The sequence below is a fragment of the Streptomyces sp. NPDC005393 genome (genome assembly GCF_040606675.1).
Taxonomy (GTDB): domain Bacteria; phylum Actinomycetota; class Actinomycetes; order Streptomycetales; family Streptomycetaceae; genus Streptomyces.
On the sequence record NZ_JBEXFG010000028.1, the window covers coordinates 52,930 to 78,287 of the forward strand.

At 73.3% G+C, this 25,358-nt stretch carries 19 protein-coding genes and 2 pseudogenes; 6 read left to right on the forward strand and 15 right to left on the reverse strand.

Going from position 1 to position 25,358, the window contains the following annotated elements; all coding sequences use genetic code 11:
- Nucleotides 1–563: 563 nt before the first annotated feature.
- On the reverse strand, nucleotides 564–1,988 hold the full coding sequence (locus tag ABZS71_RS22400) for a HEAT repeat domain-containing protein (protein ID WP_356212782.1): 1,425 nt from the start codon (nucleotides 1,986–1,988) through the stop codon (nucleotides 564–566).
- A gap of 311 nt (nucleotides 1,989–2,299) precedes the next feature.
- On the opposite strand from ABZS71_RS22400, the gene ABZS71_RS22405 reads away from it, so the two are divergent.
- Nucleotides 2,300–3,805, forward strand: a complete 1,506-nt coding sequence (locus ABZS71_RS22405) for a PP2C family protein-serine/threonine phosphatase (protein ID WP_356212785.1) — start codon at nucleotides 2,300–2,302, stop codon at nucleotides 3,803–3,805.
- 99 nt (nucleotides 3,806–3,904) lie between these two features.
- On the opposite strand, the gene ABZS71_RS22410 is transcribed toward ABZS71_RS22405, so the two are convergent.
- Entirely contained in the window at nucleotides 3,905–5,416 is a 1,512-nt protein-coding gene (locus ABZS71_RS22410) for a hypothetical protein (RefSeq protein WP_355852863.1), read from the reverse strand.
- 246 nt (nucleotides 5,417–5,662) lie between these two features.
- On the opposite strand from ABZS71_RS22410, the gene ABZS71_RS22415 reads away from it, so the two are divergent.
- The gene (locus tag ABZS71_RS22415; RefSeq protein ID WP_355852860.1) at nucleotides 5,663–6,766 is read left to right on the forward strand and encodes an aminoglycoside phosphotransferase family protein; all 1,104 of its coding nucleotides are present in this window, start codon (nucleotides 5,663–5,665) and stop codon (nucleotides 6,764–6,766) included.
- A gap of 148 nt (nucleotides 6,767–6,914) precedes the next feature.
- Nucleotides 6,915–8,939: a peptidoglycan recognition family protein gene (locus tag ABZS71_RS22420; protein ID WP_356212788.1), complete on the forward strand. Its 2,025-nt coding sequence runs from the start codon at nucleotides 6,915–6,917 to the stop codon at nucleotides 8,937–8,939.
- Between the two features lie 117 nt (nucleotides 8,940–9,056).
- Here the strand turns inward: ABZS71_RS22420 and ABZS71_RS22425 are convergent, their stop codons facing one another.
- A complete protein-coding gene (locus ABZS71_RS22425) occupies nucleotides 9,057–9,557 on the reverse strand; it encodes a hypothetical protein (protein ID WP_356212791.1) in 501 nt (166 codons plus the stop codon).
- A 97-nt stretch (nucleotides 9,558–9,654) separates the two neighbouring features.
- Nucleotides 9,655–12,615 carry an AAA family ATPase gene (locus ABZS71_RS22430; protein ID WP_356212794.1) on the reverse strand — a complete coding sequence of 987 codons (2,961 nt, stop codon included), beginning with the start codon at nucleotides 12,613–12,615 and terminating at the stop codon, nucleotides 9,655–9,657.
- 242 nt (nucleotides 12,616–12,857) lie between these two features.
- Between ABZS71_RS22430 and ABZS71_RS22435 the strand changes: the two genes are divergently transcribed.
- A complete protein-coding gene (locus ABZS71_RS22435; protein ID WP_356212797.1) occupies nucleotides 12,858–13,970 on the forward strand; it encodes an isoafricanol synthase in 1,113 nt (370 codons plus the stop codon).
- Between the two features lie 37 nt (nucleotides 13,971–14,007).
- Here the strand turns inward: ABZS71_RS22435 and ABZS71_RS22440 are convergent, their stop codons facing one another.
- The gene (locus ABZS71_RS22440) at nucleotides 14,008–14,592 is read right to left on the reverse strand and encodes a CGNR zinc finger domain-containing protein (protein ID WP_356212800.1); all 585 of its coding nucleotides are present in this window, start codon (nucleotides 14,590–14,592) and stop codon (nucleotides 14,008–14,010) included.
- A gap of 69 nt (nucleotides 14,593–14,661) precedes the next feature.
- On the opposite strand from ABZS71_RS22440, the gene ABZS71_RS22445 reads away from it, so the two are divergent.
- Together ABZS71_RS22445 and ABZS71_RS22450 are read left to right on the forward strand one after the other, a co-directional pair.
- A complete protein-coding gene (locus ABZS71_RS22445) occupies nucleotides 14,662–15,351 on the forward strand; it encodes a maleylpyruvate isomerase family mycothiol-dependent enzyme (protein ID WP_356212803.1) in 690 nt (229 codons plus the stop codon).
- Complete coding sequence (locus ABZS71_RS22450) at nucleotides 15,342–16,076, forward strand: leucine-rich repeat domain-containing protein (protein ID WP_355859750.1); 735 nt, start codon at nucleotides 15,342–15,344, stop codon at nucleotides 16,074–16,076. Before ABZS71_RS22445 ends, ABZS71_RS22450 begins: the two co-directional genes overlap by 10 nt.
- Before the next feature lie 203 nt (nucleotides 16,077–16,279).
- Here ABZS71_RS22450 and ABZS71_RS22455 read toward each other — a convergent pair whose 3' ends face one another.
- From ABZS71_RS22455 to ABZS71_RS22500, 10 genes and pseudogenes are all read right to left on the reverse strand, one after another.
- Complete coding sequence (locus tag ABZS71_RS22455; RefSeq protein WP_355859752.1) at nucleotides 16,280–16,525, reverse strand: DUF397 domain-containing protein; 246 nt, start codon at nucleotides 16,523–16,525, stop codon at nucleotides 16,280–16,282.
- Between the two features lie 92 nt (nucleotides 16,526–16,617).
- A pseudogene (locus ABZS71_RS22460) lies at nucleotides 16,618–17,351 on the reverse strand (thiolase domain-containing protein); the annotation flags it as partial.
- On the reverse strand, nucleotides 17,336–17,935 hold the full coding sequence (locus ABZS71_RS22465) for a chorismate mutase (RefSeq protein WP_356212806.1): 600 nt from the start codon (nucleotides 17,933–17,935) through the stop codon (nucleotides 17,336–17,338). The pseudogene ABZS71_RS22460 and the gene ABZS71_RS22465, both read right to left, overlap by 16 nt.
- A gap of 171 nt (nucleotides 17,936–18,106) precedes the next feature.
- Nucleotides 18,107–18,511, reverse strand: coding sequence for a DUF2267 domain-containing protein (locus ABZS71_RS22470; protein ID WP_355859756.1), 405 nt, complete (start codon nucleotides 18,509–18,511; stop codon nucleotides 18,107–18,109).
- 80 nt (nucleotides 18,512–18,591) lie between these two features.
- On the reverse strand, nucleotides 18,592–19,017 hold the full coding sequence (locus ABZS71_RS22475; RefSeq protein WP_356212809.1) for an Hsp20/alpha crystallin family protein: 426 nt from the start codon (nucleotides 19,015–19,017) through the stop codon (nucleotides 18,592–18,594).
- A gap of 142 nt (nucleotides 19,018–19,159) precedes the next feature.
- On the reverse strand, nucleotides 19,160–19,855 hold the full coding sequence (locus ABZS71_RS22480; protein WP_356212812.1) for an alpha/beta hydrolase: 696 nt from the start codon (nucleotides 19,853–19,855) through the stop codon (nucleotides 19,160–19,162).
- Between the two features lie 30 nt (nucleotides 19,856–19,885).
- Nucleotides 19,886–20,365: pseudogene (locus ABZS71_RS22485) on the reverse strand (acyl-CoA synthetase); the annotation flags it as partial.
- Between the two features lie 166 nt (nucleotides 20,366–20,531).
- On the reverse strand, nucleotides 20,532–22,088 hold the full coding sequence (locus ABZS71_RS22490) for an NAD(P)/FAD-dependent oxidoreductase (RefSeq protein WP_356212815.1): 1,557 nt from the start codon (nucleotides 22,086–22,088) through the stop codon (nucleotides 20,532–20,534).
- A gap of 46 nt (nucleotides 22,089–22,134) precedes the next feature.
- A complete protein-coding gene (locus tag ABZS71_RS22495) occupies nucleotides 22,135–24,342 on the reverse strand; it encodes a serine/threonine-protein kinase (RefSeq protein WP_356212818.1) in 2,208 nt (735 codons plus the stop codon).
- Complete coding sequence (locus tag ABZS71_RS22500; protein ID WP_356212821.1) at nucleotides 24,324–25,319, reverse strand: oxygenase MpaB family protein; 996 nt, start codon at nucleotides 25,317–25,319, stop codon at nucleotides 24,324–24,326. Before ABZS71_RS22500 ends, ABZS71_RS22495 begins: the two co-directional genes overlap by 19 nt.
- Nucleotides 25,320–25,358 lie beyond the last annotated feature (39 nt).

The window sequence follows — 25,358 nt, forward strand, 5'->3', positions numbered from 1 at the left end:
CCGTGTTCTCGGCGTACGAAGGGTGGCTCCGGCATCCTGCACGTTGCGCGCCGTGGAACGTCCCATGAGCGTTGGCCCGCACACCTCCATCACCGGACGAACCCACCCGAACCCCTGCGGTGTCCGCGGGGCCGGCGGGTGGACACGTGGCGATATCGCGTCGACGGGGCGGTGACTCAGCCAAGTGCTCCTGGGGAACGTAGTGAGGAACTCGCCGCTGGAGAAGACACCTCGTCCGTGGCGCAAAACGATCGCCGCGGACGCATGACGCGAACAGAGGCGATCCCGTCGGCCGTACCACCGCCGACGGGACAACCGCTCACCGGGCGGGGCGGGCCGCCAGGGGGCGGTCGGCGACGATGCGGGAGGGGCGGGGCCGCAGGGACGGGGTTCTGGACGCTTACGTGTATGTGTGGCGCCAATTTCCGGCCCACCCAACGCCCCAGGGCACCGGCGCCAAAAATATACGGTCCAGGACCCCGCCCCGGAGGCCCCGCACCCGCATCCGACCACCCACCGTCAGGCACAACGGGCCCCGGGGCCGGTCGCGGCCCCGGCGGAGGTCAGACCTCGGCGGCGTCGGGGCCGATGCGGCTGCGGACGGCCGTTTGGACCTCCGCCTCCTCCGCGGGGTCGGCGGCCAGCCGGCGGAGCTGCTCGACGACACGGGCGTCGGCGGTGGCGGCGTGGCGGGCGGCGAGTTCGCGGGTGCTCTCCTCGCAGTCCCAGAGGCATTCGACCGCGAAGCCCGCGGCGAAGGACGGATCGGTGGCGGCCAGCGCGCGGGCGGCGCGGCCGCGGAGGTGGGAGGAGGCCGTCTCGCGGTAGACATGGCGCAGTACGGGCGCGGCACACGTGATGGCGAGGCGTCCGGCGCCGTCGACGAGCGTCCACAGGGCCTGCGCGTCCGGGCCCTGGGCCCGGACCGTACGGCGGAGGGCGGAGAGCACCAGGGCGGTGTCGTACTGGCCGCCACGGCAGGCGAGCATCGCGGCGGCGGCGTCGCCGAGGGCGTCGGGCCGGTGGGCCCAGATCCGGGCGCGGTCGAGGGCGGCGATACTGCGCATGCGTTCGAAGGAGGAGAGGGCCGCCTGGGCGACCAGTTCCGTGGCGCCGGGCTCGGTGACGGCCGCTTCGATCAGGTCGAGCACCTCGGGGTCGCCGATCTCCGCGAGGTGCCGCAGGGCCGCCGCGCGGGCCGCGTCGGGGGCTGACGCGGCGGCGGCGAGGAGTTCGGGCCGGTCCTCGGGACCGGCGACGGCGGCAAGGCAGCGGGCCGCCGCGTCGGGGCGGCGGGCGCCCGGACTCAGGTCGTGCTCCTGCTGGGCCCAGAGGAGGACGTCGTGGACGCTCCAGCCGGGTCGCGGCCCCGAGGGGCGGAGCTGGCGCTGCCAGCGGTCGAAGGCGCCCTGTTCCTGCGCGGCGCGCACCCGCGGCCCGTAGTACGGGTCGTCGGCCCACAGCCGCCAGGGCCGGGGTTCGTAGGCGCCGCGCACGGCGGCGGCGAGCTCGGCGTGGCCGTCGGGGGTCTCGGGGAAGCGGGCGAGGATCGCGGGGGCGAGGGCGCACAGCCCGGTGTCGTCATCGCGCAGGGCCAGCTCGTCGAGGGCCCATTCCCAGTTGGCGCCGGACGCGGCGTAGCGGCGCAGCAGCCGCAGGGCGTCCAGCCGGTCGTAGGCGGCGAGGTGGCCGAGGACGGCGAGGGCGAGACCGGTGCGCTCCTCGTCGGTGTTCACCAGGTCCTCGGGGTGGAAGAGGTGCTGTTCGATCTCGTCGAGCCCGGCGTCGAGGTCCAGACAGAGCCTGGCGTAATACAGGGAGCGGTTCTCGACCTGCCAGTCACGGCGGGGGTCGTGCAGCACACAGTGGTGCAGTGCCGCGAGCGCCTCGGCCCGCGGCGCGGCGAGGGCGTGCAGGGTCCCGTCGCCGCGGCCTCGCTGAAGGAGGCCGAGCAGGGTGCCGCTGGGCGCTATGTCTGGATCGAACATGAGGTCAGCATCCGGTGCGGGAGGTTCGCTGGCAACGGGATTTCCGTCGACCGCCATTCTTGCCGGTGTCCTGGCGCGGTATGCCTGATGAACGCCGTGGACTGAGGGGATCCCGAGCGCCGCAGCCTACCCGGAATCACGCCCTCCGCCGAGTTGTGACCGACCTGCGCCCGGAGGGCCGCTGGCATATGCCATAAGCACCACCGGATCGGGTATTGCCAAACCGCTTACGGGTCGTCGCAGCCTGTGCAAGAGTCGTAACCGGTCCCTCCCTCAGACCCGGCCGCGCCGCGCCCGTATCGGAGAACGTCATGCCGTCCCCCCGCTCCGCGGACCACTCCGCCGTCCAGCCTCCCCAACGCGGCACGGTGGACGCCCTTATCTCGCAGACCCAGCGGCTCCGCGGCGGGATCGACGCCGTCCGCCGCGAGACGACGGCGGACATAGCCGGTACGGACGACCCTCAGCTGCGCTGGCAGCGCGCGCTGTGCGACCTCGCCGTCCACCATCTGGACGATCTGGGCCAGCATCTGGGCCAGCTGCGCGAGGGACTGCCCGCCGACCAGCCCGGGGCCGAGCTCGGCGCCGACACCGGCGCACCGGCCGGGGCCGTGAAGGCGGAGTCGGCCCCCTCGCCCGCCGCCGACCGCGGCTCGCTGGTGAGCCGGGTCGGCAGCGCCGAGTGGAACCTGCTCACCGACGAGGTGATCTGGTCCGATGAGCTCTGCCGGATCTTCGGCCGCGACCCCGGCGACGGCGGGCTCACCCTCGACGAGTTCCCCTCCTGGGTCTTCTCCGAGGACCAGCCGATCCTGACCGCCCTGGTCACGGACTGCCTCGTGGACGGAAAGCCGATCGTCGGCGAGTTCCGCGTGGTGCGCGTGGACGGCGTGGTCCGTACCGTCCATATGGCGGGCGAGCCCGTGCTCGACACCGACGGCAGCACCGCCTCCATGTGGGCCGTGCTCCGGGACGTCAGCGAGCTGCGCCGCAGTGAGCGGGCGGTGCGCGAGAGCAGTGACTCACTCCAGCGCCGGCGGCATGTCGCACGCACCGAGCGCCGGCTGGCGGTCGAGCTCCAGGAGGCCGTACTGCCGCCGTGGCGCGGCGCCCTCCGGTTCCCCCGCAGCGGCCACAGCGGCGGCTTGGCAGGCGACGGCGGCGCACCGGCCGAGGGTGCCGCGCTCGACCTCGCCGCCCACTACCTCCCCTCCGAGACCAGCGCCCAGATCGGCGGCGACTGGTACGACGCGCTCGAACTCCCGGACGGCCGCACCCTGCTCAGCGTCGGCGACCTCACCGGCCATGGCGTCGCCGCGACCTCCGGTATGGCCATGCTGCTGGGCGCGGTGCGCGGCATGGCGGTGGCCGGGATCGAGCCGGGCCCGCTGATGGGGCGGCTCAACCAGCTGCTCGACGTCTCCTCCCAGCCCGCGCTGGTCAGCGCCGTCTGCGGGCGGTACGACCCGGGCACCCGCACCCTGGTCTGGTCGCAGGCCGGACACCCCGCCCCGCTGCTCTTCCGGGACGGGACGGGGAGCGCCCTGCGGCCGCCGGACGGCGTGCTGCTCGGCGCCACGACCGGCGCCACGTACGCCCAGGCCGACGAGCGGCTGGAGCCGGGCGACCTGCTGGTGATGTACACCGGCGGGCTCGCCCAGGACGCCACGGTGGTCGGCGAGCGGCTGCTCGGCCTCGCGCCACGGTTCACCGTCGCCCGCAGCGCACAGGAGTGCGTACGGACCGTGGTCGAGGCGTTCGGCGACGAGCGGCGCGAGGACGACGCCTGTGTGCTGATCGCCAGGATCGGCGCATAGCGTCTCGCCGCACGGCCCTGTCTCCCACGGCCGTCCGTCGTCACCTGAGGCTGGGTCAGCGCTGTCCCACGGCCGCCGTACGACCGCGTACGGCGGCCGTCAGATGGCCGTGCTCTTCGCCATGTCGCCCGCCCCTTTCGTTCCGGCGCCCTTGGACCCCTTGTTCCCGCTTCTCGGCATCGCCTGCTGGATCTCCTCGCGCAGCTGCCGGATGCCCGCGTTCGACACGTACACCCCGGTGAGCTGGTACATCTCCCGCAGCCGGTCCCAGGTGCGATGCGAGGAGTTCTGTTCGATCGTCGCCAGCGCCTGCCGGGCGTAGCGGTCGCCCTGTTCGGGGTCGCCGCCGAGGAAGCACGCCGAGGCGATCGAGATATGGTCGAAGATCTGCGACCGCTGGCGGCCGCCCTCCCGCATCCGCAGCGCCTCCTTGGCATGGCGCTGGGAGATGGCCGCGACCGACGGATCGTGCTCGGCCAGGGTGCGGTAGACCAGCCCCTGCATGCCGTGCATATCGGCCTCGTTGAACAGCTGCATCCAGCTCGGCGCCGGCCCGTTGTCCCGGTCCGAGACGAACAGCTCCTCCGCCTCGCCGAGGGTGCGGCGCACCGCCTGGCCGTGTCCCATCGACGCCTGCGCCCACGCCTCGATGGTGCAGAACATGGCGCGGGTGCACGGCAGCGCCCCCTCGCCCGCCCCTGACTTGGCCAGCTCCATCAGATCGAGTGCGTCGCCCGGGCGGCCGATGTGCACCATCTGCCGGGCGGCGCGGGAGAGCGCCTCGCTCGCCCGGGGCCGGTCGCCGCCCTCGCGGGCGGCGTGCGCGGCGATGACGAAGTACTTCTGGGCGGTGGGCTCCAGACCGACGTCATGGGACATCCAGCCGGCGAGCACGGCCAGATTCGCCGCGACGCCCCACAGCCTGCGCTGCAGGACCTCGGGGTGGCGGTAGGCGAGCATTCCGCCCACCTCGTTGAGCTGGCCGACCACGGCTTTGCGCTGGAGCCCGCCGCCGCGGGCCGCGTCCCAGGCACGGAAGACCTCGACCGAGGTCTCCAGCGCGTCGATCTCCTGGGAGCCCACGGGGGCGGCTTCATAGCGGTCGAAGCCCGCTATTTCGGCGGACAGGGGGTTGTCGGTACGGGGCGCGTCGGTAGCGAGGGTGGGGTCGGAGAGCAGCCAGTCGCTCATGGCACCGGTGATGGCGGATCCTGCGGCGAGCGCGGCGCCCGCACCCACCAAGCCGCGTCGGTTGAACATAAGGTCCATTCCCGTGAATTCGGTGAGGACCGCGGCCGTGGACTCGGGCGGCCAGAACAGCCCGTCGGCGGACTGCCCCTTTCCCGCGCGCCCACCACGCCCAAACCCGAGATCCTCGATGGTCACGACTCGACCGAGGCGCTCGGTGAACAGGGCGGCCAACACCTTGGGCACGGGATCGCGCGGCGTCTCGCCGGTGTCGATCCAACGCCGCACCCGCGAGGTGTCGGTCGCCAGCTGCGGATGGCCCATGGCCGCCGCCTTCCGGTTCACGAGCCTCGCGAGCTCCCCCTTGGACCAGCCGGCGAGGCCGAACAAGTCCGCAAGACGGGTGTTGGGTTCCCTCGTCACGTCAAGCCCCCAGGTTCCTCGGCTGACTTGACAGTAACGGCCCCGTCACGGGCTGTGCGACTATTCGCCAGGGTTCGCCAGGGTCCGCCAGATGGTGTGCCACCCGCACGCGGGTGTGATGTAGGAGCGCGTTACCCGGCCCGGTGGCGGCTCGAGCGAAACCGACCGCATTCCCCAGGGTGCGGCCCCGCCGCGGGGCCGGGAGCGTACGCAACTCGTCGGCACACGAAGGGATCTGTATCGCCCATGTACGCAGCATCGTCCTCCGTGTCCGCCCCGCCCCGGCCGTACCGGCGGCAGCTGCCCGGCACTGGGCCGTACCTCGATCCCGCCCACAGCGACCGCGCACGGCGGACCACCGCCCTCGGCCCTGTCCCGCCCCGCGGGAGACTCGACTTGTCCGGTCCACAGGGTGCGCAGCTGCGCACCGCGATCGCATCGGTCCATCGCATCTGTCCGGAGTTCAACCCGGTGCAGGTGCTGCGGCGCAGCGGACGGTCCGTGCTGCTGGTCGGCACGACCGGCCGCAGTACCGCGGTCGCCAAGTGTCTGCTGGACCACTCCCCGGCGTGGGCCGAACGGTTCCGCCGGGAAATAGCGATGTACCGGGCGTTCGTACGCCAGCGCCCGCCGGTGCGGGTGCCCCGGCTGATCGCCGCCGACCCGGACAACTGCACGCTGGTCATCGAGCGGATGCCCGGGCGGATCGCGGCCGCGCATCGCCACCCCACCGAACCACCGCCGCGCGCCGATCTGGGGGCCGCGCTGGGCGCGATCCGGCGGATCAATCAGTGGCGGCCGCCCGCCGATCTGTTCGACACCCCCATCGACTATGCCGCCCGGCTCGCCCGCTACCACGAGCTGGGGCTGCTGACCGACCGCGACATGGGCGATGTGCAGAAGCTGCTGCGCGGCCTCTCGCACGCGCCGGGGCGGCAGGCCCCGGGGCAGTTCTGCCATGGCGACGCCCTGTTGAACAACATCCTGCTGTCGCCCTCGGGGGCGGTGCTCCTCGACTGGGACCACGCGGGCTGGTATCTGCCCGGTTATGACCTGGCGACGCTGTGGACGGTCCTGGGTGACGCCCCGGTGGCGCGCCGTCAGATCAGCCAGCTGGCGCAGGCCGCCGGTCCGGCCTCGCGGGACTCCTTCCTGGTGAATCTGATGCTGGTGCTGACCCGTGAGATCCGCCAGTACGAGACGGCTGTGCAGCGCACCATGCACGATCCCGCTCCGGTGGTGCCGGGCGTGATCCCGTCCGGTGAGGAGCAGCGGCTGCTGCTGCGCCGGCTGCATGACGACTGCGCGCTCGCCCGGCGCGCGGTACGGGCCGCGGTCGGCACCCGGTGAGCCGAGCGGCGCGTCACCGGTCTGGACCGGTGACGCGCCGCAGACAGGCTGACGTGCGAACACTCCTTTGGACGAGTGCGATTGACGGATCGCCTGGCAGCGGATACCTCTAAGTGGCTCGGCTCGGCCCGCCTTGGAGGAGGCTGCAATGCCAGGATCCGGACAGGACAGCGCCCACGACTCGAACAGACCGGCACCCGGCCCGACACGGAGAACGACGCTGCGGGGTGCGGGGGCCGCGGCGTCGGCGGCCTTTCTGCTCCCCCTCGTCTCCGCGACGCCCGCCGCGCGGGCCGACCAGCCGCGGGCCGACGAGCCCCGCTCCGGCGGCGACACCCTGCAGCGGGCCTTCGCCGCGGCGGCCGCGGAGTACGGCGTGCCGCTGAGCGTGCTGCTGGGCGTCTCCTATCTGCAGTCCCGCTGGGACGGCCACCGCGGCGCGCCCAGCGTCACCGGCGGCTATGGCCCCATGCACCTCACCGACGCGTACACCGCCCTCTCGGCGGCCCCGCACCACAGCCAGGGCGCCGAGGACGCGCGCGGCGACGCGGCGCGCCCCCTGAGGGTGCCGGAGACCACGGTCCCCGAGCCCCGGCAGCTGCCCGCCCGGCTGCGCACCCTCAGCCGGGCCGCGGAGCTCACCGGGCTGTCGGCGGAGGCCCTGCGCGGCGACGCGGCGGCCAATGTGCGCGGTGGCGCGGCGCTGCTGGCCGCCGAGCAGAAGAGGCTGGGCCTGCCGCTGAGCGAGGACCCGGCCGGCTGGTACGCGGCGGTGGCGGCCTACTCCGGCACCGACGACGCCACGGCGGCGGCCGTCTTCGCGGACGATGTGTACGACGTGATCCGCGGCGGTGCGACCCGTACGACGGGGGACGGCGAGCGGGTCTCCCTGGACGCGGTGCCCGGCGTGGCGCCGGACACCCGGCAGTTGCGGGCTCTCGGCCTGCCGTCCCGTCAGCGGGATCCGCGGGTCGAGGCGCCCAAGAACGTGTCGTGCGAGTGGATCCCCGCCCCGTACGAGCAGTTCGGGGACAACGACTACGGCAATCACGATCTGGGCGACCGCCCCGCGTCCCAGTCGATCGACTACATCATCATCCATGACACCGAGGGCTCCTGGGACACCACCATCAAGCTGGTCCAGGACCCCACCTATGTCTCCTGGCAGTACACCCTGCGCTCCTCCGACGGGCATATCGCCCAGCATGTGCCGCTCAAGGACGTCGCCTGGCACGCGGGCAACTGGTACGTCAACGCCAAGTCCATCGGCCTTGAGCACGAGGGCTTTCTGACCGCCCCCGACGCCTGGTACACGGAGGCGATGTACCGCTCGTCGGCCCGGCTGGTGCGGTATTTGGCGAAGCGGTTCGACATTCCGCTGGACCGCCAGCACATCCTGGGCCATGACAATGTGCCCGGCACGACCACCGCCACCATCAGGGGCATGCACACCGACCCGGGCCCCTACTGGGACTGGGCGCACTACTTCACGCTGCTCGGCGCGCCGTTCCCCCGCACCGCGGGCCGCTTTGGCGGTCTGGTCACCATCCGCCCCGACTACGACGCCAACGAGCCGCTCTATACGGACTGCGAGAAGGCGGGCCGGCCATGCGCCCCGCACGGCTCCTCCGCCGTGCGGCTCCACGCCGCGCCCAGCGCGGACGCTCCGCTGGTCAAGGACATCGGGCTGCGCCCGGACGGCTCCGGCTCGACGACCGGCGTCAATGACACGGGCGCCCGGGCCACCACCGGGCAGCAGTTCGCGGTCGCCGGGCGCCAGGGCGACTGGACGGCGATCTGGTACCTCGGCCAGCAGGCGTGGTTCCAGAACCCGAAGGGGCGGCCCACGGCGGTGGACGCCAAGGGGCTCGTCGTCACGCCCAAGGCGGGTGCGACGGAGGTCCCGGTGTACGGCCGCGCCTACCCGGAGAAGGAGGCGTATCCGGAGGGCGTCCCGGTGCAGGCGGTCTCGCCGCTGCCGTACAAGCTCCTCGCCGGGCAGTCGTACCCGCTGGGGCTGCGGACTCAGGGCGAGTATCTGTGGGCGACCACCTTCGATCCGGCCGGGCACAAGGTGGTGCGCGGCAAGGACACGTACTACCAGATCCAGTTCGGTCACCGGGTGGCGTTCGTACGGGCCGCCGATGTGACGGTCCGCGGCTCCGGGAAGTGACCCCGGCCGGCCAAGGGCGGCCCGCGGAGGGCCGTGAGCGTGACCGTACCGGCATCGTCCCGTCGTACGGTCGCCTCGCGGCCCCCGGCGCTGTCGTGGACGGCGTGGGGGCGGCCCTCAGCGCTGCTGGAACATCTCCGCGGGCAGCGGCTTGAGCAGCCGGTACAGATCGTCGGTGATCGGCCGGTCCCAGCTGGCGATGGTGACGAGCACCCCGTCGCTGCGGTCGAACTGAGCGCAGGAGATCCGGCCCTCGGAGAGCTTGACGCGGCGCACGATGAGCAGATTGTCCTCGTGCATGACCGGGCTGTCCTCGGTGTCCACCACATGGACCGGTTCATCGTTCCCGAGCGCCGCGAGCAGCTGCGTCACCTCGAACGGCACCTGGCCCTCGGCCACCTCGCGGGCCGGGGACCCCTCGGGCAGATTGCCGATGATCATCGCCGGGCCGCGCCCGCCGAACAGGTCGTAGCGCAAAAAGACGCCCTGGCAGCTGCCGTCCGGTGCGGGCAACAGCCCCGCCCCAAGATCGCCGGGCCAGTCTCCCGGGTCCATGGCGAGGACGTCGAAGTCCGGCCCGGTGGGCGTGGCGGCGCTGCGGCGGCGGAGGAAGGACATGCGGATATGGTACGTGCCCGCGCGCCCGTTACGGTGCCGGGGAGCGCCCGGGAGGCACCGTGCGGCGGGGGGCCTCGGGTGGGCTCGTCAGGGATCCTCAGCGGTCCTCGGTGGCCGGGGTCGGCGTGGCCGGGATCTCCGTGGCCGGGCTCGTCGGCGGGGCGGCCGGCGGGCGGCGGGCGCGCCCCAGCAGCTTCGCCAGGCCGGTCCGGTCGGTGCCGACCTTGCGGTAGACCCCGGACAGCAGCCGGGCCACATCGCGCTCCGCCAGGCCCGTCTCCTCGCTGATCCGCTCGTCCGGCCAGCCCTGGGCGGCCCACTCGGCCACGGTCTGCTCTTGCGAGGTCAGCGGGCTGGTGTGATCGACGCGCAGCTGCATCGGGCGCAGCCCGGCCGCCGACAGCTCGTCGCGGGCCCGGGCCACGAGCGCGTCCGCCCGGCACTGGACCGCGCCCTCCAGACCGCGGTAGAGCCGGTCGCCGGCCTCCTGGGGCAGCCCGATGCGGCGCAGCGCGGCGCCGTGCTCGACCAGCGCCACGGCGAGGTCGTACGCCGACGGTGACCGCTCGAGATGGCCGACGGACTCGGCCAGCAGCTTGATCCTCTCCGGCCCCTGGGTCACCGTCGCCGCGGTGTGCAGTGCCCGGCCGATCGCGGAGTGGGTGCCGAACTGACGGGCGCGGCGCACCGCGTCGTCGGCGACCTCGGCCGCCTGCCGCGGCTCGGTCAGCGCGAGGGCCTGGGAGAGGTGCAGCTGCCAGGGGCACCAGGCGGGGTTGCGCATCCCTCGGCCGTCCATCCGGCGGCCGACCGCGGTGAGCTGTTCCCGGGCCTCACGGTGCATATTGGCGGCCAGCGACAGCTCGCCGCGGACCACGGGCACATCCGGGCAGAGAGTGGCCTGCGGAAGGGTCTCGCCGCCGTGGCCGGCCGCGAACTCCTGCGCCTCGCGGACCCGGCCCCGGGAGATCAGGGTCGCGATGAGGGTGCCGACCGCGGTCCAGTGCGCGGGCGTCGAGGAGCCGACCAGATCGGCGATGCGCATCCCCTCGCGGGCCAGTTCCTCCGCCTCGGCGAGCGCCCCGCGGCGGTAGCGGGCGTAGCCGAGGAGGGTGATGCTGAACGCCAGGTGGGAGCCGCGCCAGCCCTTGCGCTCGCATTCGGCGATGCCCTTGTTGAACAGTTCCTCGGCGCGGCCGGGCTGATCGCAGTGGAGGAAGATCAGGGCGACCAGGATGGGCACCTCGAAGCCCCAGTCGTCATCGGTCCAGCTGAGGCCGTCGCGCAGGGCCTCCTCCGCGTAGTGCAGGGCGGTGGCCGCCGGTTCTCCGCGCGTCATCGCGTCCCAGGCCCGCAGCCCCAGCAGATAGCGCTCGGCCATGCCGCGGCCGGTAAGGTGGTCCGCGAGCCGGGCCAGCCGCCGGGAGCGGGCGGGCGACTCCTTCTCGTCGGCGCGGAACATGTTCCACATGAACTGTTCGGCCTGCATCCGCAGCCGGGTGCGGGCACTGGTGGCCCGTCCGGCCTCCGCGGCGACGACCTGTGCGGCCTCCTCCATGCGGCCGCTGTGACCGTACGCCTGGGCGAGCCGGTAGGTGATCGCCTCGCGCAACTCGGCGCCGAGCGCGGGCTCCTCCAGCGCGGCCCGCAGATGGTTGACGGTGACGGCGGGCTCGGTGAGCTGGGCGGAGCAGCCGAGCTCGTACAGAACGGCGGCGCGCTCCTCCAGGGCGGGCGGTTCGCGCAGCGCCCGGGCGAGACAGCGGCGCCCGGCGCCGGGGGCTCCGGCGCGCAGGTACTCACGGGCCGCCGCCCGCAGATGGCGCACCACCCACGGGTCGCCCTCGGGGTGCATCTCCAGCAGATGGCGGCCGGCGGCCGCTGAGCCCAGACCGGCGGCGAGCACCACGGTGGCGGCCTGGCCGTGCATGGCCACGCGCAGCGCGCCCGGGATCGCCTGGTAAACGGCGGTGGCGATGAGCGGGTGCAGGTATTCGAGGGGCTGGGTCCCGCCGCGCGGCGGGGCGAGGATACGGGCGTGGGCCAGCCGCGCCACCACATCGGTGGCCTCCGTCTCGCTGAGTCCGGCGACATTGGCGGTCAGGGTCGGGGTGGCTTCGATGCCGAGGACGGCGACGGCCCAGGCGAGGCGGACGGCGGCGGTGCCGAGCCGGGTCAGCCGGTCGTTGAGTCCGCTGTCCTTGGCCGAGGAGACCAGCTCGCGCAGCGCAACCAGGTTCTCCGACTGCGGCTTCAGCTCGCGGTCGCGGATCTTGGCGGTGAGCTCGACGACCTCCCAGGGGTTGCCGCCGGTCATCGCCCAGCACTCACGGCAGAACGCCTCGTCGGCCTCGTGGCCGAGGACATCGCGCACGATCCTGCCGACCCCGCTCGGGGTGAGCGGCGCCAGCGCATGCGGCCGCGATCCCTGGCGCTCGGTGAGTCCCCGTATCCCGGCGGCGTCGGCCGTCAGGTCCTCCGGGCGGTAGCCGATGGCCAGCAGCAGGGGCAGAGCGACGGCGCGCGGCGCGAACCTGGTGAGCCAGTCGAGCGATTCGGTGTCGCCCCAGTGGACGTCGTCCAGGATCATGACGACCGGGGCGTGTTCAACCGCGAAGCGGGTCACCAGCCAGTCGAGGCCGTCGCGTACGCCCTGCGGGTCGGGTGAGCCGCCGTCGCCCGATACCACGAGACCCACCGCCGGCGCGACGATGTCGTACCAACTGCCCAGGATCCGGCGGTGCTCGTCCTCACCGGTCGCCGCGAGCACGGGCTGGAAGAGCTGGCGCACCACGTGGAAGGCCGCGCCCTGTTCATGCTCGCCGCCGCGCGCCGAGAGAACGGTGCAGCCGCGGGCGGCGGCCCGGCGGCGCATCTCGCCGAGCAGCGCGGTCTTACCGACGCCGCCCGGCCCCTCGAAGGCGATCACTCCGCCGGTGCGGGTCCCGGCCGGATCGTTCGGATCCGTCCCGCACAGCTCGGTCAGCACGCCGTCGACCGCGCCGAGTTCCAGCTCCCGTTCCAGCAATGTCCGGCGCGCCCGGCTCTGTCGGCTCATATACTCCGCCATTCTTCCCCTCCGGCAGGTAACGCCGAGCGTAGCGCGTATGGCACGCTCCGTAGCCCTCCGTGGAGGGATTGGCATTGCCAATGGCACACGCCATTTCCCCTCCTCCTCTATCGATGGCACGTACAGCACGCGAGGATGGCCGGATTCAGCGGGTTGGCCCGAAGCCGCGATGGCCTGTGGTATTTGCGGCCCGGGCCGCTCGGATCCCGAAAGGGGGGCGGACACGACTCATGGACACGCACGCTTCGCGACCTCACGCCCGGCACGCGGCCCTGCTGCGGCGGGCCGCCCTGCTCGACTTCCCGGCCTCCGCCGACGTCAGTCCCGACGCCGAGGCGGCCAGGCTCCACACGATCCAATGGCTCTCGCATCATGGCGTCTTCGAGGACAGCGCGGCCGTCGCGGAGTACGACGCGCTGCGGTTCGACCTGCTGACGGGCCTGTTCTATCCCCGGGCCACCGGCGCCGACCTGGACCTGGGCAATGACCTCGTCGGCTGGTACTTCGTCTTCGACGATCAGTTCGACGGTGAACTGGGGTGCCGGCCGCAGGAGGTGGCGCGGCTGGTGGCGGCCGTCATACGGATAACGGAGGAGGACGGCCGTACGGGGGGCGGCGGCCAGGGCCCTCTCCTGGAGAGCTTCCGCGACCTGTGGCGTCGCATCAACTCCGGTCGGACGGCGGTGTGGCGGGACCGTTTCCGCCACCACTGGCTGGAGTATCTGCATTCCTACCACCGCGAGGCGCTCGGCCGTACCGGGACGGGGGCGGGGGCGGGAGCCCCGCCACGCTCGGTGGACGCCGTCCTCGCCCTGCGGCGCCATTCGATCGGGGTACAGCCCTGCCTCGACCTGAACGAGCCCTTCGGCGGCTATACTCTGCCGCCCGCGCTGCACGGCGGCTTCCCGCTCGCCCGGATGCGGGAGGCTACGGACGATGTGGTGGTCTTCACCAATGACATCGCTTCCCTGGACAAGGAGTTGGCCGCCGGGGACGTCCACAACAGCGTCATCGTCCAGCGGGAGCGCGCGGGTGGTGACCTGGAGGACGCCGTACGGCATATCGCCGACCTCGCCAACGCGCGCCACCGCTGGTTCGAGGAGACCGCCGCCGGGCTGCCGGCGCTGCTCGCCGAGGCCGGGGCGGGCCCGGACGTACGCCCGGCCGTACGGCGCTACGTCGACGGCATGCGGCATGTGATGAGCGGCAACCTGGGGTGGTCCCTGCGCACGGCCCGCTACGACGACCGGGGCATCGAAGCGGTCAGCCGTGGCCGGCAGCGGCCCTGGGCCCATCTGACGAGCCTGGACAAACTGATCCAGGCGGGGCGGTCGTCGATCTGACGGCCGGGGCAGGCCGGCCCGCCGCGCCAGGCCGCACCTAGAGGCCTCGATGGCGGCGCTGGTGGCGGGCCACCCGCGCGCGGTTGCCGCAGGACGGTTTGCACCACTCCTGCCGCGGATGCTCCTTGACGAAGTACCGCACGCACCGCGGCGCGGGGCATGCCCGCAACCTCTCCCGCTCCTCCCCGCCGAGCAGGGCGATGGCATCGGCCGCGACCGCCGCAACCAGCCGGTCCCGCTCCGGGGCCGGCCCCGAACGCACCGTACGGACCCCGGGCGCACCGCCATCGGGCCAGTCCAGACGCGGCGCCCGCGGCACCGCCGCGGCCGCCGCGTTGAGGAGGCCGAGGGCCGCCGCGCCGGCGGAGCTCAGCGGCGCGGGCGGCGCCACCGCGTGGGCGAAGAGCGCGCGGACGGCGGTGCGCAACTCCCGTACGGCGTCGAGCGCGACGGCGTCCGCGGTGAAGGCGCCGGGGGCGTCCAGCGCGTCCTCAAGCGGCTCGGCCCGCTCCCGTACCCACGCGGTGAGCCCTTCGGCGGTGTCGAGGTCGTCGGCGACGCCGCCGCGCCCGTCGTGGTGGATGGTGACGACGAGCGCGACGGCGAGGCGGTTCCCGGACATGGGGCCTAATGGTAACGTCCCGCCATAACCATTAGCCCCTCGCCATGAGCCGAGGAGTCAGGGGGCCCCATGGACACCGCAGAGGTGCGGACCGCCGTGCTGGACGGCCATACTCGGCTGCGTGAGCTGCTCACCGGCCTCACCGACGCCGCGGTGCGCGAGCCGAGCGGGCTGCCCGGCTGGAGCCGCGCGCAGGTGCTCTCGCATCTCGACGGCGTGGCCCGGGCGCTCGCCCGGCAGGCCCGCTACGCGCTCAAGGGCGAGCTGGTCGAGGTCTACGACGGCGGCCGCCCGGCCAGGGACGCCGCGATCGAGGCCGGTGCGAGGCGTACGGCGGACGAGCTGCGCGCCGCCGTGACCGAGGCCCTCGCCGAGGCGGAGGAGACCTGGGCGGCGGTCGGTCCGCGGGACTGGGACCGGCCCGTACGCCACCGCGACGGCGACGTGCGCTCCGCCCTCCACGCCTGGTGGCGGGAGCTGGAGATCCACACCGTGGACGCCCGGCTCGGCCGCGGCCCCGGGGGCTGGTCACGGGAGTTCTGCGGCCACGCGCTGGACTTCCTCGCACCGCGCGCGCCCCACGGCGTACGGCTCACGCTGGAGGCCACCGACGGGCCGGAGCGGCGCGACTGCGGATCCGGCGAACCGCTGACCGTACGGGGCCGGCTGGGCGATCTGACCGCGTGGCTGGCGGGGCGCGAGGTGACCGGCCGCCTCGACGGCGCGGCGCCGCTCCCGGAGTTGGCTCCATGGCCGTAGAGACGCTCAACCTGTGGAAGGCGGGCCTTACGGACGTGCCCGACGAGGTGTGGCAGCGCACCGGGCTGCGGGTCCTGATCCTGGCGGACAACGCCCTCACCCGTGTGCCCGCCGCCATCGGGCGGCTGCGGCGGCTGCACACCCTCGACCTCGGCCACAACCACCTCGCCGAGGTGCCCGAGGAGATCGGCGATCTGGCCGGCGGCCTCACCCGGTATCTGTATCTGCACGACAACCGCCTCGCCCGGCTGCCGCGCTCGCTCGGTCGGCTGGACCGGCTGGCCTATCTCAACGTCGGCGAGAACCCGCTCGGCCGGCTCCCCTCGGAGCTCGGCTCCATGACGGGCCTGGTGGAACTGCGCGCCCAGCACAGCGAGCTGGCCGGGCTGCCGGAGTCGGCGGGGCGGCTCGGCTCGCTGCGGGAGCTGTGGCTGCGCGGCAACCGGATCACCCGTCTGCCCGCGGCCTGGGCCGGGCTGCGCCGGCTGCGCCATCTGGAGCTGCGCGAGAACGCGCTCACCGCCGTGGACGAGCCACTGCGCGCGCTGCCGCTGCTGCGCCACCTGGATCTGCGCGCCAACCGGCTGCGGACGCTCCCCGACTGGATCGCGGAGCTGCCCGCCCTGGAGAAGCTCGATCTGCGCTGGAATCCCCTCGATGACCACACCGACGGCTCGCGGGCGGTCCAGGCGCTCCGGGACAAGGGGTGCGTCGTGCTCACGTAAGCGCTCCGCTGGAAGTCCGGTGCGTCGCCCGCGGGTCCGTCGTGGCTGGTCGCGCCCCGCGGCGGAGCCGCATATCGATACAGCTCCGCGCCTCTTTGGGGCGCTGCCCAACCGCACCGGACCTCACCAGACCCGCCTGGCGTCGTGTTACGGGCCGGGCCGCCCGGCGCTCCCGGACGGCCCGGCCCGTGACATCGGACGGCTCAGGTGAGGTCGAACTCGCCCTCGCGCGCGCCCAGTACGAAGGCGCGCCACTCGGCCGGGGTGAAGACCAGGGCCGGACCTTCGGGACGGCGGCCGTGGCGCATCGCGATAAAGCCCTCGACGAAGGCGATCTCCACATCGCCCACGCCCTGGCTGCTCGACCGCCAATGAGCTCCCGCGAGGTCGAGTTCTGGCTTCTCGCCGCTTCCTGTCAGTGGCTGTGTGGTAGTGGTGGTGTCGGCCACGTCCTGGCTCCTCCCGGGTCGTCGTCCGGGCCCCACCCTAGCGAGCGCGGCCGGTGCCGGACAGGCCACGAAAGAAGTACGTTCCACCGCGCTCAGCCGGTGGGAAGCGTGGCCGCCACCACCCACATGGAGAAGAACTGCGCGCCCCCGCCATAGGCGTGGCCGAGCGCCTTACGGGCCCCTTCGACCTGGTGTTCGCCCGCCTGCCCGCGCACCTGGAGCGCCGCTTCCGCGAAGCGGAGCATGCCGGACGCCCCGATGGGGTTGGTGGACAGCACCCCGCCCCGCCCGAGGGGTTGACCGGGAGCTCGCCGCCGAGTTCGGTCACGCCGGACTCGGTGAGCTTCCAGCCCTCGCCCTCGGCGGCGAAGCCCAGGTTCTCCAGCCACATGGGTTCGTACCAGCTGAACGGCACATACCTCACGACCGCGTCGATCTCCCGGCGCGGGTCGGTGATTCCGGCCTGCCGGTAGACATCGGCCGCGCAGTCCTTGCCCGCGCGCGGTGAGACGAAGTCCTTGCCCGCAAAGAGCGTCGGCTCGCTGCGCATGGCGCCGCCGTGCACCCAGGCGGGCGGACGGGGCGCGCGGGCCGCGCCGGCGCGGTCGGTGAGCACCATGGCGCAGGCGCCGTCCGAGGAGGGGCAGGTCTCGGAGTAGCGGATGGGGTCCCACAGCATCGGGGACGAGCGCACCTTCTCCAGGGTCAGATCGTGCTCATGGAGATGCGCGTACGGGTTGCGCAGGGCGTTGCGGCGGTCCTTGTAGGCGACGAGCGCGCCGATGCCGCTGGGCGCGCCGGTCCGCCGCACTACGGGCGCTCGCACACCGACGGGAGCGAGCGGGCCAGCGCCGCCGCGTGCAGCGTGTCCAGCCGCTTCTCGTGTCCCACGACCACGGCGCCGGCCGCCAGCCGCCCGGCGCAGGAGCGGGCCTCACGCGCCTGCGGTGAATCCGCGATGGCTCGTACGAGTTCGCCGTTGATCCGGTTGATCTCCAGCCGGACCTTCCCGAGGTCGGGGCGCTCGGTGGGTGCCTGCGCGGGGTCGGCGTCCCAGCGGCGGTAGAGACCGCGCTGGACCACCTTGCTGGCCTCGATCTGGTCGCGGAAGATCCGAACGGTCGCCCCGGGGTCGGCGCCCACCTCCTTGGCCTGCTGTGCGACCGAGTCCAGCACCTGCTTCTCGCGCGCCGGATCGTCGATCGGGCTGTCCGTACCCCATTTGGCGGCGGCGACGTTGTCGGCGACCAGCACCCGGTCGGCGGACAGTTCGGCCACCGGCAGAAGCCGGCCGTGGGGACGCGTGGCGGGCGCGGCCGGAGCGGCGACGGCCGCGCCCGCCCCCGTGGCGAGCACGGCGGTGGCCGTGGCCGCGATCATCACGTGGCGGAGGGAATGGGGCAGTCGCACGGTCGGGACCTCTCTTCTCGGCGGCGCGGTGGTCTCCCACCGGGCGAGCGTAGAGCGCGGCGGGCTCCCGCACGAGAGGTGACCGTTCACCTCGCGCCGCCGCCCGAGCCGTGGACGACCCGCGGGGCCGGCCCCGGACCATCGGGGCCGGCCCCGCGGAACGCTGCCGGATCAGACGGGTTGCGAACGTACCAGCTGGGCCTGTCCGAACAACAGGGCGTAGCCGTCGGGCAGTTGGCCGAGGATACGCGCCAGCAGCTCGGGTCCCGCCAGCCGCGCGAGGACCCCCAGGACCGATCCGGCGTCCCAGCGGGCGGTCGCCCGGGTGGCGCCGGGGGTGTGCGCGGCGATGTCCTTGACGAACCCCCAGCCGGTCAGCGGCTCGGGGCCGGGAATCTCGTCGGCGAACGCGCGTGCCGCCTTCCTGGGCAACAGGGCCGCGAGCGCTACGCGTTCGTCACCGGTGAGCTGCCGTCCCAGAGCGGCCAGTACGGTACGGGTGACCTCCTCGGCCCTCTCCCTGGTGGGATAGAGACCGTCGTACCTCACCGCTTCGATCAGCTCGTCGAATGTCATGCCGTGTTCCTGCCGTCCCGGCCGACGCTGGTGGAACATGGGTGCTGGAGCGCCTTTCTCGTAGTAGGGGTGGGGGTGGGTCAGGCGGTGAGCTGGTGAGGCGCTCCGGACCCGTCGCCAATCTTGATCTTGCGGGGCCTGGCCTTCTCCAGGACCGGCAGACGCAGGGTCAGGACCCCCGCGTCGTAGGAGGCGTCGATCCGCTCGGTGTCCAGCGTGTCCCCCAGGATGAGCTGGCGGGTGTGGACGCCGACGGGGCGCTCGGAGGCGATCATCTCCGCGCCCTCGGGAGCCGGCGAGCGGCGCTCGGCCCGGACGGTCAGCACATTGCGCTCGATGTCGAGGTCGATGGTCTCCGGGTTGATGCCCGGCAGATCGAAGTGGACGACGAACTCGTCGCCTGCCCGGTAGGCGTCCATCGGCATCACGGCCGGGCGTACGGCGGTGCCCAGCATCTGCTGGGAGAGCCGGTCCAGTTCACGGAACGCGTCAGTACGCATGAGCATCACAGATCACTCCTCATCTCTCTCGCGCTGCGTGCGATGCCCTCTGCCTTTTTATATAGCGTGGCCGACATAAAGTTGACAAGCCCACACTCAAGGCAGGAGGTGACTTGGGTGAATCCCGGGCGCGGCGACGCGTGGAGACCTACATGCCGTCCTCCAGGAAGGCCCCTACGGCGGTCAGGAACTCCTCGGGACACCGCTCATGGACGAGATGGCCCGCGTCGATGGTGACGAGTCGGCAGTCGGGTATGCGCTCGGCCATCCCGACGAGCAGCTCCTGCGGGATATGGCTGGTCGGCCCGCCGCCGATCACCAGGGTGGGTGCGGTGATGGCCGAGAGGTCCTCGGTCCACCGGGGGTCAGGGGCGTTGCGCTGTGCGGTGAACTGCGTCTTGACGGCCCAGTCGAACGCCATCCGCCCCTGGGGGCGCGGGGGCACCGCCAGCGGCGGGTCCTGGGGCAGCAGCGGCGGGGCGTCCTCGACGACCAGTCGTGCCACGAGACGCGGGAAGCGCTGGGCGAGGAGATAGGCGACCACGCCGCCGTAGGAGTGCCCGATGAGTGTGACGGACGTCAGGCCGAGCGCCGCGAGGAACCCCGCGACCTCGTCCCGCAGCAGCTCCAGGGCGTACTCCCCCGGCCAGTCGCTGGCACCGTGGCCACGCAGATCGAGTGCGTACACCCGGCGGCCCGGGGCGAGCCGCGGCGCGATGGTGAGCCAGTCGACGCCGCCTTCGCCGAGGCCGTGCAGCAGCAGGACGGGCGGGTCGCCCGCGGTGCCCCACACCCGGTACGCCAGCTCGACCCCGTCCACCTCGACCGTGTCAAGTGTGTGCATAGGGCGAGGATACGACCGGTGTAACGCGCGTCACACTGGGCGCTCACGGCCTTCCCAGTACGGCTCGCGCAGCCGCCGCTTGTAGAGCTTGCCGTTGGGGTCGCGTGGCGTCTCCGCGATGAAGTCGACGGACTCGGGGCGTTTGTAGCCCGCCAGCCGCTGTGCGCAGTGGTCGAGGATGGAGCCGGCCGGCTCAGGGTCCGGAACATGCCCCTCGGCGGGCTCCACGACAGCCTTGACCTGCTCGCCCCAGTCGTGGTGCGGTACGCCGAAGGCGGCGGCGTCGGCGACGGCGCTGATGGGCCAGGGCCTGCCGACCGTCCCGGGCTTCTTCAGCCAGTCCTCGGCGGTGGCGAAGGCGCCGCCGCCCTCGCTCGCCGCGTAGTACTCCTCCACACAGGTCCCCCACCAGTCGATCATGGCGCGCTTGATGTGGTCGGGGCAGGGCGCGGCGCCGTGGATGGCGTGACGCATCGAGGAGACGTCGCAGGACCGCCGGATCTCCTCGGGCCATCGCCGCGGCCACGGCGGGGAACGGCGTGAAGCCGAAGATGGCGTGCTCGACACCCAGCCTTGTGCTCAGCTCCGTCTCCACGGGCGGCAGGATGCCGCAGGGGGCGGGACGAAGGAAGGGTTTTTCTGACGGAACGTCAGATTATTCGGCGCCGTGCCGTGCCTACTTCCCCAGCACCGCCATCGCCGCGTTGTGCCCGGGGATCCCGCTCACCCCGCCGCCGCGCACCGCGCCCGCGCCGCACAGCAGCACATTGGCGTGGCGCGTCTCCACACCCCAGCGGCCGGTCCCCTCCTGGGCGTACGGGAACGCCAGGTCGCGGTGGAAGATATTGCCGCCGGGCAGCCGCAGCTCGCGCTCCAGATCCAGCGGGCTCTTCGCCTCGATGCAGGGCCTGCCGTCGGCGTCGTACGCGAGACAGTCGGCGATCGACTCGGCGAGATGTGCGTCGAGCTGCGCGAGCGTGGCATCCAGCAGCGCGGTGCGCGCCCCGTCGTTGTCCTCGGCGAACAGCCGGGCGGGGGTGTGCAGTCCGAACAGGGTCAGGGTCTGATAGCCCTGGCCCGCGAGCTCCGGCCCGAGGATCGAGGGATCGGTCAGCGAATGGCAGTAGATCTCCGACGGCGGGCGGCCCGGCAGCTCTCCCGCGGCGGCCTGACGGTACGCCTCCTCCAGCGCCCGGTACCCCTCGGCGATATGGAACGTCCCCGAGAACGCCTCGCGCGGGTCGACCTCGCGGTCCCGCAGCGCGGGCAGCCGCCGCAGCAGCATGTTCACCTTGAGCTGCGCCCCCTCGGCGGGCGGGGCGGGCGGCTCCTCGCCCAGCAGCCGCGCCAGCTCCCGCGGCGCGGCCCCGACCAGCACATGCCGGGCCGCCGCCGTGCCGCCGCCTTCCTCGCCCTCGTACGTGACCTCCGCCGAGGTCCCGTCGGTGGCGATCGCGGTGACCTCGCGGCCGGTCTCGATCCGCGCGCCGGCCGCGCGGGCCGCGTTGGCGAGCGCGTCGGTGAGCGCCCCCATCCCGCCGACCGGTACATCCCAGTCGCCGGTACCGCCCCCGATCACGTGGTAGAGGAGGCAGCGGTTCTGACGCAGCGACGGATCGTGGGCGTGCGCGAAGGTGCCGATCAGCGCGTCGGTGAGCACCACGCCCCGGATGAGGTCGTCCGTGAACGCCGCCTCGATCGCCTCCCCCACCGGCCGCTCGAACAGCGCCTCCCACGCGGCCTCGTCCCCGATCCGCGCCCGCAGCGCGTCCCGGCTGGGCAGCGGCTCCGTCAGCGTCGGAAAGACCCGCTCGGCGACGCGCTGCGTCATGCCGTAGAAGCGCTCCCAGGACTCGTACTCCCGGTCCGACCCGGTCAGCCGCGCGAACGCCTCCCGCGTGCGCGCCGTACCGCCGGTGTCCACCAGCAGCCCGGTGGCCCGCCCGCCCCGGACATCGGGCGTGTACGAGGACACCGCCCGCTTGCGCACCGCGAACCGCAGCCCGAGATCCTCCACGATCCGCCGCGGCAACAGGCTGACCAGATACGAATAGCGCGAAAGCCGCGCGTCGACCCCGGCGAAGGGCCGGGTGGACACGGCCGCACCACCGGTGTGGTCCAGCCGCTCCAGCACCAGCACACTGCGCCCGGCCCGGGCGAGATACGCGGCGGCGACCAGGCCGTTGTGGCCACCGCCCACGATGACGACGTCGTACGCATCGCTGTGAGACATGCCTCCTGGTTAGCACGCCGTGATCGCCAGGGCCAGGCCTCGGCGATCATCCCTGCCGCTGGTGCGGCACCGCCACCCGGCGCGGCGGCTCGGGCGGCGCGGCCGGCTGGGGGCGGCCCAGCTGCTCCCTGCAGTGCGCCTCGTCGCCGCGGCTGGTGAGGGTGTCGGGGTGGTCCGGGCCCAGCACGCGGGTGCGGGCGCGGGCCACATGGCGGTATTGGGCGAGGGCGTCGGACCAGCGGCCGAGCCAGCCGAGGGCGACGGCGATCTCGCGACGGCTGACGAGGGTGTCCGGATGGTCGGGGCCCAGGGTGCGCTCGCGGAGGGCGCAGACGTCACGCGCCTCGGTCAGGGCCTCCTCCCAGCGGCCCAGGCGGCCGAGGTTGACGCCGAGGCCGTGGCGGGCGCGCAGGGTCTCCGGGTCGGAGGGGCCCTGGACGCGGGTGCGGTCGTCCACGAGGGCGCGGTAGACCGTCAGGGCCTCCGCGCCGCGGTTCAGCCGGCCCAGGCTGATGCCGGCCTCATAGCGGGCGGCGAGGGTATCGGGGTGGTCGGGGCCCAGCGCCCGGGCGCGGGCGGCGGCCACCTCGCGGTAGGTCCGCAGCGCCTCGTCCCAGCGGTTCAGCCGGCCGAGGGCGTACGCCACTTCGTACCGGCTGACCAGGGTGTCGGGGTGGTCGGGGCCCAGCACCCGGGCGCGGGCGGCGGCCACCTCGCGCGCCATGCGGTACGAGTCGTCGAGCCGGCCCAGACAGCCCAGGTTGAAGGCGAGGTTGTGGCGGCAGCGCAGGGTGTCCGGATGGTCGGCGCCCATGGTGCGCGCGCGGACGGCGAGCACGGCCGTATAGACCTCGTGGGCCCCGGCGTAGCGGCCGAGGCAGCCCAGGGCGAACGCGGTCTCCTGCCGGGCGGCGAGGGTGTCCGGATGGCCGGGGCCCAGCGTCCGCTCGCGGCCCGCCGCGACCCGCTCGTACTCCCGCAGCGCGTCACCGGGGCGGCCCAGCAGCCCGAGGGCGAAGGCGATCTCATAGCGGCTGGTCAGTGCGGAGGGGTGGTCGGGGCCCAGGAGGCGCTCGCACTCGGCGGCGACCGCGCGGTGCGCGTCGGCCGCCTCCTCCCAGCGGCCCAGCCGCCCCAGGACCAGCGCGGCGCTGTGCCGGCCGGCGAGCCGGGCGGCCGCTTCGGGCGGTGGCGCGGGGCGCGGGGCCGGGCCGCCGGTCCACGCTCCGGTGAGCGCCGCGGCCGGGTCGGCCGGGGTGGCCTGCCGGATCCCGCAGGCGGTGACGCTCGCCTTGGAGCCGGTGGTCATACGGCGGGCCCAGGCCGGGAGGCGCGGCGCCGGCGGGCCGGTGGCCCCGAATCCCCCACGGGTCTCCGGGAAGGGCGGTGCCGTCGGCTGCCGGGCGGCCCGCGCCAGGGCGATCCGCTCGGCGAGGTCCACGGCGTCACGCGGCCGCCCCTCCGGGGCCTTGGCGAGCAGATCGAGGACCACGCGCTCGAACCGCTCGGGGAGTTCGGGGCGGTGCCGGCGCGGCGGGGCGGGCGGGGTGTCGCGATGGCCGACGAGGATCGCCCAGGCGTCGTCGAGGTCGAACGGCGGCACGCCCGTGGCCAGTTCGTAGAGCACACAGCCCAGCGAGTAGAGATCGCTGCGATGGTCGACCGAGCCGCCCGCGATCTGCTCGGGCGACATGTAGTGCGGGGTGCCCATGGCGATGCCGGTGCCGGTGAGCCGGGAGGAGAGGCCGACGTCATGGCCGAGACGGGCGATCCCGAAGTCGCAGAGCTTCACGCTGCCGTCGGCCAGCCGCACGATGTTGGCGGGTTTGAGATCGCGGTGCACGACGCCCTGATCATGGGTGTAGGCGAGGGCGGCGGCGACCTGCCCGCCGATGTCGAGCACATCGGGGACCGGCAGCGGATGGTGCTTGTTGTCCTCCAGCAGCTGGCTGAGGTTACGCCCCTCCAGCAGCTCCATGACCAGATACAGCACGCCCTCGTGCTCGCCGAAGTCATGCACCACGGTCACCCCGCGGTGCTGCAGCGCCGCGGCCACCCGCGCCTCGCGGCGGAAGCGCTCGCGCAGCACCCCGGTGAACGACTGGTCGTGCTGCGGCCCCATCGGCTTGAGGCATTTGACGGCGACGCGCCGGCCGAGCGACTCGTCACGCGCCCGCCACACCTCGCCCATTCCCCCGCGCCCGATCAGGTCGAGCAGTCGGTACCGGCCCTGGATCAGCCTGGTGTCCGCCATTCTCCCCCTGCCTCCGGCGGAAGGTGCTCCCTCCCGCCGCCCCCGTGGATGCCGGCCGCGCGCCACGCCGCCCCCGGCCCGTCCCCGCTGTCCAGTATGGCCGCGTTTCTGCGGAGTTTGTAGGGCGAGGGACGACTACCGGGACCGATTCGCTCGACGGCCCGCAGAATGTGCTTGGAAGGCAGTTGCCAGCGGACCTTCGGGGGGATGCAGCGCAACGCCCTGCCCGTCGCCCTCAGACGGCGGGTGACGACGGCGGGAGCGGGCGCGAGACGCCCGTACAGCTCATGGGCGTACGGAGGCAGGGACGCATACGCGAGCGCGGCGAAGCGCCCCCAGATCACCTCACGCGCCGGGACCAGCGCGGCATGAACCGGGGGTCTGCGCAGAAAGGCGTCGACCTCACGTGCCTCGGGGGTGTCGGCCAGCTCGGGGCGCACCTTCTCGAAGTACGCGGCGAGCGCCGCCGTATCGGCCGGTACATCGGTGGGGTCGAGGCCGACCAGCCGGGCGGATACGACGTTCTCGGCGACATAGGAGTCCGCCTGGGCGTCGGTGAGCGGAAAGCCGGAGCGCCGTACGACATGCAGATACGAGGCGATCTCGGCGCAGTGCACCCACAACAGCAGCTCGGGCTCGTCGACGCCGCGGCGGATGCCGGTGACGGGGTCGGTCACCGACAGCCTGCGGTGGATGGAACGGACCCTGGCGCCGGCCCGCTCCGCCGCCTCGATGGTGCCGTAGGTGGTGGTGGCGACGAACCGGGCGGTGCGGATCAGCCGGCCCCAGGCGTCCTTGCGGAAGTCGGAGTTCTGGGTGACGCCGCGCACCGCGAGCGGATGCAGCGCCTGGAGGTACAGCGCGCGTACGCCCGCGATCCACATCATCGGGTCGCCGTGCATCTGCCAGGTGACCGACCGGGGCCCGAAGAGCCCCGCGTCGACGTCGGACGAACCGGGCCGTAGAGCCGCCGCCATGGCCACCACCTCCTGCGGCCAGGCTATCCCCGGCCCGCC

Coding starts and splice junctions, on each gene's coding strand:
- ABZS71_RS22400 (WP_356212782.1), bottom strand. CDS start 1,988: ATGTTCGATCCAGACATAGCGCCCAGCGGCACCCTGCTCGGCCTCCTT.
- ABZS71_RS22405 (WP_356212785.1), top strand. CDS start 2,300: ATGCCGTCCCCCCGCTCCGCGGACCACTCCGCCGTCCAGCCTCCCCAA.
- ABZS71_RS22415 (WP_355852860.1), top strand. CDS start 5,663: ATGTACGCAGCATCGTCCTCCGTGTCCGCCCCGCCCCGGCCGTACCGG.
- ABZS71_RS22420 (WP_356212788.1), top strand. CDS start 6,915: ATGCCAGGATCCGGACAGGACAGCGCCCACGACTCGAACAGACCGGCA.
- ABZS71_RS22425 (WP_356212791.1), bottom strand. CDS start 9,557: ATGTCCTTCCTCCGCCGCCGCAGCGCCGCCACGCCCACCGGGCCGGAC.
- ABZS71_RS22430 (WP_356212794.1), bottom strand. CDS start 12,615: ATGAGCCGACAGAGCCGGGCGCGCCGGACATTGCTGGAACGGGAGCTG.
- ABZS71_RS22435 (WP_356212797.1), top strand. CDS start 12,858: ATGGACACGCACGCTTCGCGACCTCACGCCCGGCACGCGGCCCTGCTG.
- ABZS71_RS22440 (WP_356212800.1), bottom strand. CDS start 14,592: ATGTCCGGGAACCGCCTCGCCGTCGCGCTCGTCGTCACCATCCACCAC.
- ABZS71_RS22445 (WP_356212803.1), top strand. CDS start 14,662: ATGGACACCGCAGAGGTGCGGACCGCCGTGCTGGACGGCCATACTCGG.
- ABZS71_RS22450 (WP_355859750.1), top strand. CDS start 15,342: ATGGCCGTAGAGACGCTCAACCTGTGGAAGGCGGGCCTTACGGACGTG.
- ABZS71_RS22470 (WP_355859756.1), bottom strand. CDS start 18,511: ATGACATTCGACGAGCTGATCGAAGCGGTGAGGTACGACGGTCTCTAT.
- ABZS71_RS22475 (WP_356212809.1), bottom strand. CDS start 19,017: ATGCTCATGCGTACTGACGCGTTCCGTGAACTGGACCGGCTCTCCCAG.
- ABZS71_RS22480 (WP_356212812.1), bottom strand. CDS start 19,855: ATGCACACACTTGACACGGTCGAGGTGGACGGGGTCGAGCTGGCGTAC.
- ABZS71_RS22490 (WP_356212815.1), bottom strand. CDS start 22,088: ATGTCTCACAGCGATGCGTACGACGTCGTCATCGTGGGCGGTGGCCAC.
- ABZS71_RS22495 (WP_356212818.1), bottom strand. CDS start 24,342: ATGGCGGACACCAGGCTGATCCAGGGCCGGTACCGACTGCTCGACCTG.
- ABZS71_RS22500 (WP_356212821.1), bottom strand. CDS start 25,319: ATGGCGGCGGCTCTACGGCCCGGTTCGTCCGACGTCGACGCGGGGCTC.